Genomic DNA, 12425 nt, shown 5'->3' on the forward strand with positions numbered 1-12425 from the left:
TTGGCGACGGTCAGCCAGCCGGGCTCTTCTCCTCCTGCTCCCCACCGTCAGGCTTCTTCCATTCGATCGTGATGGTGCTCTCGTCGAAGTAGTTGTCGCCGTTGCCGGGCTTGAAGCCCGGGGGGCGGCCCCGCCTGGCCTTCTGAATGGTGACGGTCATGATGGCGTCGAGGATGGCCCGCTGCTTGTCGAGGTGAAAGGTGGGCCACACCTTGGCGACCTTGGGCGTGCCGAGCGGCAGGGAGGCCAGGACAGACCGGGCGGCGCGGGCGGCCATCTTCTGCTCGATCTTCTCGAGCCGTTTGCGGGTCAGCAGGGTGCCGTCGAGCATCTGCTGTCGGGTGATGAGGTCTGCGGCGTAGTCTGCGGCGAAGCTGTCCAGCTTGGCGCGTAGCGCGTTCGCGGTGGCCTCGAGGTCTTCCCGGTCCTCCTCCGTCTTCGCGGGCGGCAGGACGAGTTCAGCGGCGTCTGGGCGGGAGAGTCGCGCTATGGCCCGGCTGATCACGTACTCGTCGAGCGCAGTGGCGTCCCGCACGACGTGCTTGCCGGTGTAGCACCGGTACTTGGCTGCCCACGTCTTGACCCTCCCCTGGCCGTCCTTGGCCCCGTCAGGGGCCGCTGCGGCCCTGACCTTCGCGGCGGCCCGCTCGGCCTTCTCCCGGCCGCCTGTGCCCGACGTGGAGCCCCGGGCGAACTCGCCGCAGTAGCACCTGTACAGCCCGGTGCCGATCCACACCCGGGCATTACTGGTCGTGGTCCGCCGCTCGGGCCTCTCCAGCACCGCCTTACAGGCCCGCCACTTCTCCTCGGGCACCAGCGCCGGCCACTGGGCACGACCAACAATCTCGCCCTTGTGCTCGATGAGCCCGGCGTTCCGGGGGCGCAGCAGCATCTTCCGTAGCTCGGTCGGCTCCCAGTCGCGGTCCTCCGGCTCGCCGCGGGTGCCGTCCGGCTGCTTGTACCGGCGAGGCACGGTACGCACGCCTTGCGCCTTCAAGCTGCGGCAGATCGAGCGCAGCGAGTCGCCGGCGATGACCGCGTCCGTCGCCTGCTCGGCGTGCCACGCCTCCGAGCCAGGCTCGTTGAACGCTTCCGCCCCGCACGCCCTGCACTCCCGGTCGGCCGTGAAGCCGTCAGGGGCAGGGCACCGAGGGCAAGCCAGGGTGCGCACGGTCGTCCCGTCGGCTTCGTACCCGAACGGCCGGGGGCCGCCCCGGTAGGTGCCCTCGCGGAGGTTGTCGGCCTTGGCGTCCCTGACGCGCTCCCCGATCTCCTCTGACTCTTCCTGGGCGTCGATGGCGGCCCGGCGGGCCTGGGCCCTGCCCTCGGCAGTGTTCAGGTTGTACCGGCCGGCCTTGATGGTGTCGATGGCGATGTCGCGCTTCTCGGCGAGGTCGAGGAACTCGAACGCGTCGCGCCAGTTCCGCTGCAGGCGCTTGACCGATAGAGCGAGTACGGCGTCGGCTTCACCCGATCGGAGCATGTCGAGCAGCTGCTGATACTTCGGGCGCGGCTTGCCGCTGTAGGCGGAGATGTCGTTCTCGATGAGGACTTCGACGATCTCCCAGCCGTTGCGTTCGGCGCGCTCGCGGCAGACCTTTTCCTGTCGCTCGACGCCCCAGCGTCGGCCTTCGCGGTCGTCGGAGATACGGCAGTAGATCACCACGCGGCGGGGGGAGCCTTTGGGTAGCGAGTGGGTCATGGCGTTGAGGATACGGCTTAGAAGTGTGCAAGCCTATGCATTGACAGGTCGAAGCCGCTGCCGCCCTTGGGGACGGACGCCGGGCTGAGCCCCACCGTGAGCTTCTTCTGTGGCCATTCGGCGCCGGAGTTCACGATGGCCGCGCGGACCCGGTCCCGGCTCTCGACCAGGCTCTTGTCGGGCAGCCCGACCAGCGTGAAGGTGGCGACGCCCGGCTCCAGGTCGGCCTGGACCTCCACCACCACGCCCTCGACTCCGACCAGCGCGACCGAGCAGGTGCGGGCGAATCCCATCAGGCCGCCCCCCGCACATGCTCGACCACCGGCGCGCCGCGCTCGGGCAGCACCACGCCGATCAGATCGATCCGCACCCCGCCCGGCGGCGGGCCGCCGTGCCGCTCCAGCCAGCGCTCGGCCAGCCGCCGCAGCCGGTCGGCCTTGCCGGGGGTGACGGCCGCCATCGGGTGTTCGTAACCACCGACGCGGCGCGTCTTGACCTCGCACACCACCAGCGCCCCGGCGTCCAGGGCGACGATGTCGATCTCGCCGTCCCGGCACCGCCAGTTCCGCTCCAGGACGGTCATCCCGGCCTCGGACAGCCGACGCACCGCCAGATCCTCGCCGTAGCGTCCGAGCGCTCCTCGGGCGTTCATTCGGCACCACCTCCGGCACCGACTGTGACGCCTCGGCGCCGGATTATTGGATCTTTGTGGACAACCGCCCGGTTGTGGACAACTCAGCCACTCGGAAGGTCGAGATCGCTCTTGTTCAGCTCCTCGATATTCACGTCCTTGAACGTCAGGACGCGCACCTGCTTCACGAAGCGGGCCGGTCGATACATGTCCCAGACCCAGGCGTCGGCCATGGAGACCTCGAAGAACACCTCGCCCTGCACCGAGTGCACCTGCATCTCGTAGTCATTGGTGAGATAGAAACGCCGCTCAGTCTCGATCACATATTTGAACAGACCGACGACATCGCGGTACTCCCGGTAGAGCTTCAGCTCCATCTCGGTCTCGTACTTCTCGAGGTCCTCGGCGCTCATGGCATGTTCCCCTTCAGCCGTGCGTCCCCCCATTGTGCGTCAGACGCGTTCAGTCTCCAGGATCACCGGCACAGTCGGGGGTCCCTCGTCCAGCAGCCTACGCAACAGCTCCACGAGCCGTGACGGGTACACCGGCTCCCGCACCTCCGCCAGCTCCTCGACCGTCCACCACCGCAGCCCCGTGACGCTGCGCCGCTCCAGCTCCGTCTGACCGCCGGTCCGTGTCGTGGTCTGCTGCGTACGGCCCAGGTAGTACCACTCGTCCTGGTCCCAGCGGCGCCCGTCGAACGGGAAGGAGCACACCCGCCGCCACAGCACGGGCCCGAGCTCCACCTCCGTGATCCCGGTCTCCTCCGCCAGCTCCCGGCGCGCCGCCTGCTCCCGGCTCTCGTCGCCCTCCAGGCCACCGCCGGGGGTGAACCACCAGGTCATCGACGGGTCCTCGGGCTCGAAGCCGTGCATCAGCAGGATCCGGTCCCGCGGGTCGAGCAGGACCACCCGCGCGACCTTCCGCAGGCCCTCGCCGCGGCCCTCAGCACCGGTCCCGTCAGACACCGGCCGCCACCTCCGCCTGCTTCCCGCCCCGCTTGCCGCGGCGCCCCATCCGGCGCGCCACCGGCCCGTACGCCGCGCCGCCCAGGATGAGCACCGCGCCGACCACGGCGGAGATCAGGATGAGCCGCAGCGGCCCCGGCTGCGAGACGCCGCCCGGCAGCGCCTTGAAGGCTTCGGGCCGCTCCAGCATCCCCAGGTCCGGCGGCCAGGCCCTGGCGTCCACCCGGCCGCTCACCGCGCCGCGCGGAACGGCCCCGTCCCCACCGTCGGACAGATGCTCCCGGGAGTCCAGGGAGTCGCTGCGGTGGTCGCCCAACAGGAACAGCTTCCCCTTGGGCACCGTCGCCGAGAAGAGGGTGGGCGAGGCCGGTCCCTTGGTGTGCAGATACGGTTCGTCGAGGGGCTTGCCGTTCAGCGTCAGCCGGCCCTTTTTGTCACAGCACGCGACCGTGTCGCCGCCGACGCCGACGACCCGCTTCACCATCGGCAGATCGCCCCAGAGCGAGTCCTTGAAGACGACCACGTCGCCACGGCGCACCTCGTCGCCGTCTATTCGCTGCGCCATCACGCGGTCCCCCTGGCCGATGGTGGGGGCCATCGAGTCGGTCGGGACGGTGTACGGCTTGTAGAGCAGCGCGCCCCAGACGAACGACCCCAGGAAGAGCACACAGCCCACGGCCACCGCCACCCCGGACAGGACGCTCCCGAGCCCCTTGTCGCCCCCTCTGACCTGCCGGGCTCCGCTCATTCCAGTGCTCCTGCCTCACATAGCAGACGTAGATCAGGTCCCGCGGGCCCAACGGCAGCGGATTGGCGAGGCATTGCAGGCTTGACTGCCTCCGGGCGCTCGGGTCCCCTGCCGGTGGTACGGACCTCAGGCAGCCGTCCCGCGCGCCTTGCGGACGAGCCTCCGGCGGCGCCACAGCACGATCGGCACCGCGCCCGCGAACCCGAGCGCCGAGGGGGCCGTCGAGGCCGCCGCGCTCAGCCCCGGCTGGTCGAAGGTGCCGGGGACGGAGAGGGTGGACCAGCGGTCGAGCGGCCAGGCGATCACGATGGCCCGCCCGACGACCTTGTCCACCGAGACCGTGCCATTGTCCAGATTCTGGTGGAACCGCGAGTCCAGCGAGTCCTGGCGGTGATCGCCCATCACCCAGATCCGGCCCTTGGGCACCTTGATCGGGCCGAACGGCTTGTCATCGCAGGGCGTGTTGCCGGGGAAGATGTAGTCCTTTTCCTTCAGCGCCTTGCCGTTGACCTTGACCGGCCCGCCCTTCTGGCACTCGACCGTGTCCCCGCCGACCGCGATGACCCGCTTGATCAGGTCCTTCTCCTCCGCGGACGGCATCAGGCCGATAAAGCTGAGCACCCGCTGGACGCCCTTGGCGAGCGGGCCCGCGTCGGACTGCTGGGTCTCGCCGCCGAGCCAGCCGCCCGGGTCGTGGAAGACGACGACCTCACCGCGCTTCGGCTCCGCGCCGAACCACGGGGTCAGCTTGTCCACCAGCACCCGGTCGCCGCGCTGCAGCGTGTTCTGCATCGAGTCGGAGGGGATGGAGAACGCCTGGACCAGGAAGGTCTTGATCAGCAGGGCGAGCAGCAGCGCGATGCCGACGAGGATCGGCAGCTCTCTCCAGAACGATCGCGGCTTCTTGGCATTGGCCTTGTCTCCGCCATCCTCGTCCTCGCCGTCCTCGTCCCCGCCGCCCTTGTCCCCGCCGGGCTTGTCACCCGCCCGGCCCTCGGCGTCCGAGGAATCTTCGGCGCCGGGAGGGTCCGAGGAGCCGGCGGAGGCCGAGGAGCCCGGCTTGCCGAGCGAGACGGGAGAGTCAGGGGAGCCGGGAGCGGCCTGTGGACCGCCCTCCGGGGCGGTCGCGGCGTCCGTGGTGCCGGAGCCCCCCGGCGCCTCGAACCTCTCGGGGGCCCCGCCCGTAGGCGCACCGGCCGCGCGCGCCCCGTTCACGGATGGCTCTTCGCTCCCCCCCGGTTGCCTTTCGGGCTCTTCGTGACCGGATCGAGCGCCGACCGCCAAATCCCCCACATTCACTCCTCACGCCGCACCGCCGCCCACGCCACGAACGGCGCAGGCCCACCACTCCCATAACGAGCGGGAGTTCCGCAGGGGTCGGGAGCTGGACCAACCCTTGCTGATCCGAGGACAGCCTATGCGGCGAGCCGCGCGCCTGCGTCCCCCCGCTCGGCGCGTCCTTCACTGAGGCATATGTCCCAGGTTCTTCCAGGCTCCGCCAATGGCCGAACGGCCACGCGATCACCACGGCCCGGCCGACGACGAGGTCGTCCGAGATGGTTCCCTGGCCGGGCTCGTCCAGATGGACCCGGGAGTCCGCCGAATTGGCCCGGTGGTCACCCATCACAAAGAGCCGCCCCTGGGGGACGGTCACCTTGAACCGGCGCTCCGAGGGCACATTACCCGGGTGCAGATACCGCTCGTCCAGCGGCGTGCCGTTGACCGTCACCCGGCCGTTCTGGTCACAGCAGACCACCGTGTCGCCGCCGACGCCGACCACCCGCTTGATCAGATCCTGCTCGTTCGAGGACGGCAGCAGTCCGATCCAGGTCAGGAACTGTTTGGCCTGCTTGATGACGACCGGATCTTCCTTCGGAGGCTTCCGCTCACCCTCGAGCCAGCCTCCGGGGTCCTTGAACACCACCACATCGCCGCGCGACGGCTTCGACCCGAACCACGGTGTGAGTTTGTCCACCAACACCCGGTCGCCGATCTTGATCGTTTGCTCCATCGAGCCCGACGGGATCACAAACGCCTGGACCAGAAAGGTCTTGAGCACCAGGGCGATCAGCAGCGCCACGCCGATCAGGATCGGGATCTCCTTCATGGCCGAACGGCGCCGCCTGCGCTTGATACGGCGCTGGACCTTGCGCCGCTCCGCGCGCCCGCCCAGTCGCGGCCCCGTGCGCGGCGCGTCCACGCTGTGCGCGGGACCGGAGCCGGGACCGGAGCCGAGGCCGGGGCTGGAGCCGGAGCCGGGACCGGACTCGAGGCCGGGGCTGGAGCCGAGGCCGGGGCGGCCGGGGCGGCGGGTCCCGTGCCGGGACCGTCCGCGGTTACCCATGTGCGCCGCCCGCGCTCGCGGCCGGGTCCGGTACGCGCCCGAAGGCCGCCGGGCGGTGCACTCCGCTCCAGCGGCCGACCGGCCAGCCGATCCAGTCGGCGCGTCCGATCACCTTGTCGACCGGGACCGTACCCCCGCCCGGTTCGCCGAGGTGGTCCCGTGAGTCCCTGGAATCACTGCGGTGGTCCCCCATGACCCACAGCTTTCCCTCGGGCACCACGATGTCGAACGGGACCTGCGAGGGAGCATCCCCCGGAAACAGGTAGTCCTCGTCCACCGGCTTCCCGTTCACCTCGATCCTCCCCCGCTTGTCGCAGCACCTGACCCGGTCACCGCCCACACCCACGACACGCTTGATGTAATCGGTCTCGGCCGGTTCGGCCAGCCCGACCGCCGCGGCCGCGCCGCGCAGCAGCGCCGCCACCGGATTCTGGGACGGCTCCTTCTGGACGAAGGACCCGGTGCCGTCGAACACGATGACGTCACCGCGGCGCGGCGTATCACCGAAACGGTACGCCAGCTTGTTCACCAGGACCCGGTCTCCGGGCCGAAACGTGTTCTCCATCGATCCGCTGGGGATCAGGAAAGGCTGCACGACGAAGGCGCTCAGCAGAAGGACGAAGACGGCACAGGCCGCCGCGAGCACACCGGCCCGGCGCCAGGGGCCGCCCCCGGTCAGCAGGCCGAGCCCCCGCCGCGTACGCGAAGAGCGCGATCGCTCCTCCTGTCCCTCCTGGGAGCGGGAGGAGCGATCGCGCTCCGAGAGCTGTGCGTCGGTCTCCATCGGGCCAGAGCCTATCCGGCCCGCCTGTGCCGTCCGGCAGTAGCTCAGTTGTCGCGCAAAAACTCAGTTGTCGCGCTTTTCCTTGATCTTCGCGGCCTTGCCGCGGAGGTCACGCAGGTAGTACAGCTTGGCGCGGCGGACGTCACCGCGGGTGACGACCTCGATCTTCTCGACGATCGGGGTGTGCACCGGGAAGGTGCGCTCGACGCCGACGCTGAAGCTCACCTTGCGGACGGTGAAGCTCTCGCGCACGCCGGAGCCCTGGCGGCGGATGACGACGCCCTTGAACTGCTGGACACGGGAGCGGTTGCCCTCGATGACGCGGACGTGGACGTTGACCGTGTCACCGGGGCGGAAGGTCGGGATGTCGCTGCGCAGCGACGCGGAGTCGACGGTGTCGAGCAGGTGAGACATGATCGTCTGCTTTCCTCGCTGATGCCACAGGTCATCAGCGGCATATCGGATGATGATTGGGAGTGCCGTCTGGTCGGGCGGGCGTCGATCCCCCTGTGGCAGGGGCGCACGCCGGACGTACAGCAGCGGCCTATTCTTCCACGGCCGGACCCGGCCGCCCAAATCGGCCCCCGGGAAGCTCCTCCCAGCCCAGTTCGGCCAGGAGCTCGCGGTCGTACTTGTCCAGCACCGCCGGGTCGCAGCGCTCTATGAGGTCCGGCCGGTTGTGGCTGGTGCGGCGGAACGCCTCGTCCCTGCGCCAGCGCGCGATCTTGCCGTGGTGGCCGCTGAGCAGGACCTCCGGGATGCCCCGATCGCGCCACTGCGGCGGCTTGGTGTAGACGGGCCCCTCCAGCAGATCGGCCATCGCGCCGGGGGCGAAGGAGTCGTCGCGGTGCGATTCGGCGTTGCCCAGCACGCCGGGCAGCAGCCGGGCCACGGCCTCCGTGATCACCAGGACCGCGGCCTCCCCGCCGGCCAGCACATAGTCGCCGATGGAGATCTCGTACACATCCAGGCGCTCGGCGTACTCGTCGATCACCCGGCGGTCGATGCCCTCGTAGCGGGCGGGGGCGAAGACCAGCCAGGGACGCTCGGCGAGTTCGACGGCGAGGGCCTGGGTGAACGGGCGGCCGCTCGGGGTCGGCACGACCAGCGCGGGCAGCTTCACCGCCCCGTCCCCACCGTCTCCCGGCTCGCCGACCCCCGACTCGATGATCTCGTCCAGCGCCTCGCCCCAAGGCTCGGGCTTCATGACCATGCCGGGCCCGCCCCCGTACGGGGTGTCGTCAACGGTGTTGTGCCGGTCGTGCGTCCAGGCCCGCAGATCGTGGACGCGTACGTCCAGCTGTCCGCGGGCGCGCGCCTTGCCGACCAGCGAGACGTTGAGCGGCTCCAGATACTCCGGGAAGATCGTGACGACGTCGAGCCGCATCACGCGCCCCCGGGCTCGGCGCCGCCCTCGTCGCGGGCGACCTCGGCCTGGGTCTCGTCGAGCAGGCCGGGCGGCGGGTCGATGACGGCGCGCTGCGCCTCGAGGTCGATCTCCGGCACCACCTCGGAGACAAAGGGGACCATCGCCTCGCTGCCGTCGGGCCGCCGGACGATCAGCAGGTCCTGGTACGGCAGATGGGAGATCTCCGCGATCCGGCCGACCTCCGTGCCGTCGACCGTGACCACGTCCAGGTCGATCAGCTGATGGTCGTAGTACTCATCGGGGTCCTCGGGGGTCTCCTCGGAGTCGACCTCCGCGATGAGCAAGGTGCCGCGCAGCGCCTCGGCGGCCGTACGGTCCGCGAACCCCGCGAAGCGCAGCAGCAGCCGGCCGCTGTGCACCCGGCCGGTCTCGATGGTCAGCGGCCCGGCCGAGGCGGGCTCGGTGGCCAGGACGGCACCCGGGGCGAGCCGCAGCTCCGGCTCGTCGGTGCGCACCTCGACGGTGACCTCGCCCTTGATGCCGTGGGCGCGGCCGATGCGCGCCACAACCAACTGCACTGTTCCCTGTTCCCTTCACACACACGGGCCGGGGACGGCCCGAAGCCCTCCCCGGCCCGTGCCGGTGCTTTTCTTGACGCTGCTCAGCGAACCTGGTCCACGTCGACGAGGTCGACGCGGATCCCACGGCCGCCGATGGCGCCCACGACGGTGCGCAGGGCGCGGGCGGTGCGGCCGTTACGGCCGATCACCTTGCCGAGGTCGTCGGGGTGCACCCGGACCTCGAGCACCTGCCCACGCCGCAGGTTGCGCGAGGCGACCTGCACGTCGTCGGGGTTGTCGACGATGCCCTTCACCAGGTGCTCGAGGGCCTCCTCGAGCATCCTCAGGCCTCGGTCGACGCGGTGGACTCGGCCGCCGCGTCAGCGGCCGCCTCGTCCGACTTCTTCTCGGACTTCTTCGCCTTCGGGGTGATGGCCTCACCCTTCGGCTCGTCACCGCTGTCCTTGGCGGCCGCCTCGAACAGGGCACGCTTGTCGGCCTTCGGCTCGGCGACGAGCATCGGGGCCGGGGCGGGCAGGCCCTTGAACTTCTGCCAGTCGCCGGTGACCTTCAGAATGGCGAGCACCGGCTCGGTCGGCTGCGCGCCGACGCCCAGCCAGTACTGCGCACGCTCCGAGTCGACCTCGATGCGCGAGGGGTTCTGCACCGGATGGTACAGACCGATCTCCTCGATGGCCCGGCCGTCACGGCGGGTGCGGGAGTCGGCGACGACGATGCGGTAGTGAGGCGAACGGATCTTGCCCAGACGCTTCAGCTTGATCTTGACTGCCACGGGAGTGGTGTCTCCTGGTCTTGACGTGATTGAGCACCGCGAAGTGCCGCGTGGGGTTGCGGTACCCGAGTGCCCGATGGACGCGTCAGCCGGAGGAGAGAGGGGTCCTGGTCGGCTGTCGAGTACAGCTGACCATTCTGCCACACCGTGACAGGTCAGCCGACCGCGGCCACCGCCTCCGGGATACGGAACGGCTTCCCGCATCCCCCGCACATGATCGGCGCCTGGGCCAGCACCGACGGGACGACGCGGACATTGCGCCCGCAGTCGCACACCGCCTTCACCCGGACCCCACCGCCCGACGAACCGTGCCGGGCGGCCGGCCCGCGGAAGGTGCGGGCGGTGTCGGCGGCGGTCGCGACGGTGTGCGCCTTGAGGGCGCGCTGCAGCCGGTCGATGGTGGTCCGATAGCGCCTTCTCGCCTCGGGGCTGAGCGTGACCAGAGAGAAGCCGCTGCTCGGGTGCGGCTCATCGGAGTGGTCCAGGCCCAGCTCCTCGGCGATGGCCAGGAAGCGGCGGTTGTGGTAGCGGCCGGCACGCGAGGTGTCACGGACACCTCGCGCCGCGGCGATGCCGTGGACTGCCTCGTGCAGCAGCCGTTCGAAGGAGAGCTCGGCGCCACATGCGGACGACGACTCTCCGATCAGCGATTCTGGCGCGGCGAGATCCGGCAGCTCGGAGTGGTGCCGTTGAATGTCGGCCCACGCCTGCGCCAGCTCTGCGGCGAGTACAGGTGGTGTCGTGCTCACGTCGTGATAACGAGCGGGAAGCGCCCGGTGTTCCGATTCCGGGGCATCACAAATAATTTGCACGTACCAGTCAGTTCAGCGCTGATGCGCCCCGAGGAGGGCGGGTGCGCAGATGTGCGGATGAGCCACCCACCGCGCACCAAGGCGGTACGTAACGCCCGCCCCCTCAGCCCCCCGGATCCGCCCGGTCCGGCGCGCCCCGACCGCCACATCCGTCGAGGCCTCAGCAGCCGCCTCAGTAAGCGCGCGCGACAAAGGCGACGTTACCGGGCGCGTCATCGGCGTCCGGCACCGACCCGTCCTCGGCCACCAGACAGCGCACGGACACGGCCTGCTCGGCGAGCGCCGCCTCCCCCTCCGGGCCGAGGTCCGCCCACCGGATCCGCGCCCAGCCGCCCGCCACCGCGGCCTCGGCGGCCTCCTCGACGGTCCGCACCTCCGAGGTACGGGCCTCGCGCCGCTCCCGCGCCTGACGCAGCAGCAGCGCCTGGTCCTCCTCCAGGACCTTCGGCAGCAGGTCGGGAAGCAGGTCCAGTCGCACCGACTCCTTGCCGCCCGGGATCCGCCGGGCCACCATCGCGGTGCCGCTCTCCAGGTCGCGCGGGCCGACCTCGATACGCACCGGAACGCCCTTGAGCTCCCAGTCCACGGCGCGGCGGCCGAAGGGGGTGTCGGTCCGGTCGTCGACCTGGACCCGCACCCCGGCCGCCGCCAGCCGGTCGCCGATCTCGCGGACCTTGGCCAGCACCGCCTCGTCACCCTTGATGGCCAGAACGACGGCCTGCACGGGAGCAAGTCGCGGCGGAACGCGCAGCCCGCTGTCGTCACCGTGCATCATCACGAGCGCGCCCACCATGCGGGTGGTGCTGCCCCAGGAGGTCTGCCAGACCAGCTCCTGCTTGCCCTCCTTGGACAGGAACTGGGTGTTGAAGGCCCGGGCGAAGTTCTGGCCCAGCTCATGGCTGGTGCCCAGCTGCAGCGCCTTGCCGTCGCCCATCATCCCCTCCAGCGTGAGGGTGTTGATGGCGCCCGCGAAGCGCTCCTTGGCGGTCTTGCGGCCCAGGACGACGTCCATGGCCAGCACGTTCTCCATGAAGTCGGCGTAGACGTGCCGGTGGATGCGGGAGGCGAAGCCGCGCGCGTCCTCGTACGTGGCGTGGGCGGTGTGGCCCTCCTGCCACAGGAACTCGGAGGTGCGCAGGAACAGCCGCGGCCGCAGCTCCCAACGCACCACATTGGCCCACTGGTTGATCAGCAGCGGCAGATCGCGGTAGCTCTGCACCCACTTCGAGAAGTACTCGTTGATGATCGTCTCGGAGGTGGGCCGGACGACCACGGGCTCCTCGAGCTTCTTACCGCCGCCGTGAGTGACGATGGCGAGCTCGGGGGCGAACCCCTCGACGTGCTCCGCCTCCTTCGTCAGATACGACTGCGGGATGAAGAGCGGGAAGTACGCGTTCTGGACACCCTCGGCCTTGATGCGGGCGTCCATGTCCTGCTGCATCCGCTCCCAGAGCCCGTAGCCGTACGGGCGGATGACCATGGTGCCGCGCACCGGGCCGTTGTCGGCCAGCTCGGCCTTGTTGATCAGATCCTGGTACCAGCGCGGAAAATCCTCCGCCTGGGGGGTGAGAACGGGAGCCTTCGCCATGGCGCCGATCGTACGGCGACGGCGCGCCGAACCGTGAATCCGTTTGGAAAGGGCATCAAGGCGAACCGAGCCCTCAAAAAAAGGGGGGCGCACAACGGGGGCACGCAAGCATGGCCGCGAAAGCTC

The 12425-nt window shown here is 70.1% G+C and carries 14 protein-coding genes and 2 pseudogenes; all 16 read right to left on the reverse strand.

Going from position 1 to position 12425, the window contains the following annotated elements; translation table 11 throughout:
- Positions 1–10: 10 nt before the first annotated feature.
- Entirely contained in the window at positions 11–1702 is a 1692-nt protein-coding gene (locus tag PV419_RS28145; protein WP_319693706.1) for a recombinase family protein, read from the reverse strand.
- Positions 1703–1740: 38 nt separating this feature from the next.
- Positions 1741–1995, reverse strand: a pseudogene (locus PV419_RS28150) (magnesium chelatase domain-containing protein); the annotation flags it as partial.
- Positions 1995–2354 (reverse strand): YraN family protein, encoded by a 360-nt coding sequence (locus PV419_RS28155; RefSeq protein ID WP_319693708.1) that lies wholly within the window; start codon positions 2352–2354, stop codon positions 1995–1997. The gene PV419_RS28155 and the pseudogene PV419_RS28150, both read right to left, overlap by 1 nt.
- A gap of 83 nt (positions 2355–2437) precedes the next feature.
- Positions 2438–2746: a DUF2469 domain-containing protein gene (locus PV419_RS28160; RefSeq protein ID WP_004944840.1), complete on the reverse strand. Its 309-nt coding sequence runs from the start codon at positions 2744–2746 to the stop codon at positions 2438–2440.
- Positions 2747–2785: 39 nt separating this feature from the next.
- The gene (locus tag PV419_RS28165) at positions 2786–3301 is read right to left on the reverse strand and encodes an NUDIX hydrolase (protein ID WP_319693709.1); all 516 of its coding nucleotides are present in this window, start codon (positions 3299–3301) and stop codon (positions 2786–2788) included.
- Positions 3294–4049, reverse strand: coding sequence for a signal peptidase I (gene lepB / locus PV419_RS28170; RefSeq protein WP_319693711.1), 756 nt, complete (start codon positions 4047–4049; stop codon positions 3294–3296). Before lepB (PV419_RS28170) ends, PV419_RS28165 begins: the two co-directional genes overlap by 8 nt.
- A gap of 126 nt (positions 4050–4175) precedes the next feature.
- Positions 4176–5333, reverse strand: coding sequence for a signal peptidase I (gene lepB, locus PV419_RS28175; RefSeq protein WP_415925396.1), 1158 nt, complete (start codon positions 5331–5333; stop codon positions 4176–4178).
- Between the two features lie 283 nt (positions 5334–5616).
- Positions 5617–6393: pseudogene (lepB, locus tag PV419_RS28180) on the reverse strand (signal peptidase I); the annotation flags it as partial.
- On the reverse strand, positions 6386–7177 hold the full coding sequence (gene lepB / locus PV419_RS28185) for a signal peptidase I (RefSeq protein ID WP_319693714.1): 792 nt from the start codon (positions 7175–7177) through the stop codon (positions 6386–6388). The gene lepB (PV419_RS28185) and the pseudogene lepB (PV419_RS28180), both read right to left, overlap by 8 nt.
- 63 nt (positions 7178–7240) lie before the next feature.
- Positions 7241–7591: a 50S ribosomal protein L19 gene (rplS, locus tag PV419_RS28190; RefSeq protein ID WP_319693716.1), complete on the reverse strand. Its 351-nt coding sequence runs from the start codon at positions 7589–7591 to the stop codon at positions 7241–7243.
- Positions 7592–7721: 130 nt separating this feature from the next.
- Entirely contained in the window at positions 7722–8564 is an 843-nt protein-coding gene (gene trmD / locus PV419_RS28195) for a tRNA (guanosine(37)-N1)-methyltransferase TrmD (protein ID WP_319693717.1), read from the reverse strand.
- Entirely contained in the window at positions 8564–9124 is a 561-nt protein-coding gene (gene rimM / locus PV419_RS28200; RefSeq protein WP_319693719.1) for a ribosome maturation factor RimM, read from the reverse strand. Before rimM ends, trmD begins: the two co-directional genes overlap by 1 nt.
- An 83-nt stretch (positions 9125–9207) precedes the next feature.
- Positions 9208–9447: an RNA-binding protein gene (locus tag PV419_RS28205; protein ID WP_007266827.1), complete on the reverse strand. Its 240-nt coding sequence runs from the start codon at positions 9445–9447 to the stop codon at positions 9208–9210.
- 2 nt (positions 9448–9449) lie between these two features.
- A complete protein-coding gene (gene rpsP, locus PV419_RS28210) occupies positions 9450–9899 on the reverse strand; it encodes a 30S ribosomal protein S16 (protein WP_319693724.1) in 450 nt (149 codons plus the stop codon).
- Positions 9900–10054: 155 nt separating this feature from the next.
- Positions 10055–10648 (reverse strand): hypothetical protein, encoded by a 594-nt coding sequence (locus PV419_RS28215; protein ID WP_319693726.1) that lies wholly within the window; start codon positions 10646–10648, stop codon positions 10055–10057.
- A 235-nt stretch (positions 10649–10883) separates the two neighbouring features.
- Positions 10884–12299, reverse strand: a complete 1416-nt coding sequence (gene proS, locus PV419_RS28220; RefSeq protein WP_319693727.1) for a proline--tRNA ligase — start codon at positions 12297–12299, stop codon at positions 10884–10886.
- Between the last annotated feature and the right edge of the window lie 126 nt (positions 12300–12425).

The sequence above is a fragment of the Streptomyces sp. ME19-01-6 genome (assembly GCF_033793745.1).
Classification (GTDB): Bacteria; Actinomycetota; Actinomycetes; order Streptomycetales; family Streptomycetaceae; genus Streptomyces.

What these genes read in the sequence shown, in the direction of transcription:
- lepB (WP_319693714.1), bottom strand. Translation starts at nt 7,177, where the DNA reads ATGGAGACCGACGCACAGCTCTCGGAGCGCGATCGCTCCTCCCGCTCC.
- lepB (WP_319693711.1), bottom strand. Translation starts at nt 4,049, where the DNA reads ATGAGCGGAGCCCGGCAGGTCAGAGGGGGCGACAAGGGGCTCGGGAGC.
- trmD (WP_319693717.1), bottom strand. Translation starts at nt 8,564, where the DNA reads ATGCGGCTCGACGTCGTCACGATCTTCCCGGAGTATCTGGAGCCGCTC.
- PV419_RS28155 (WP_319693708.1), bottom strand. Translation starts at nt 2,354, where the DNA reads ATGAACGCCCGAGGAGCGCTCGGACGCTACGGCGAGGATCTGGCGGTG.
- PV419_RS28205 (WP_007266827.1), bottom strand. Translation starts at nt 9,447, where the DNA reads ATGCTCGAGGAGGCCCTCGAGCACCTGGTGAAGGGCATCGTCGACAAC.
- PV419_RS28145 (WP_319693706.1), bottom strand. Translation starts at nt 1,702, where the DNA reads ATGACCCACTCGCTACCCAAAGGCTCCCCCCGCCGCGTGGTGATCTAC.
- proS (WP_319693727.1), bottom strand. Translation starts at nt 12,299, where the DNA reads ATGGCGAAGGCTCCCGTTCTCACCCCCCAGGCGGAGGATTTTCCGCGC.
- PV419_RS28160 (WP_004944840.1), bottom strand. Translation starts at nt 2,746, where the DNA reads ATGAGCGCCGAGGACCTCGAGAAGTACGAGACCGAGATGGAGCTGAAG.
- rplS (WP_319693716.1), bottom strand. Translation starts at nt 7,591, where the DNA reads ATGTCTCACCTGCTCGACACCGTCGACTCCGCGTCGCTGCGCAGCGAC.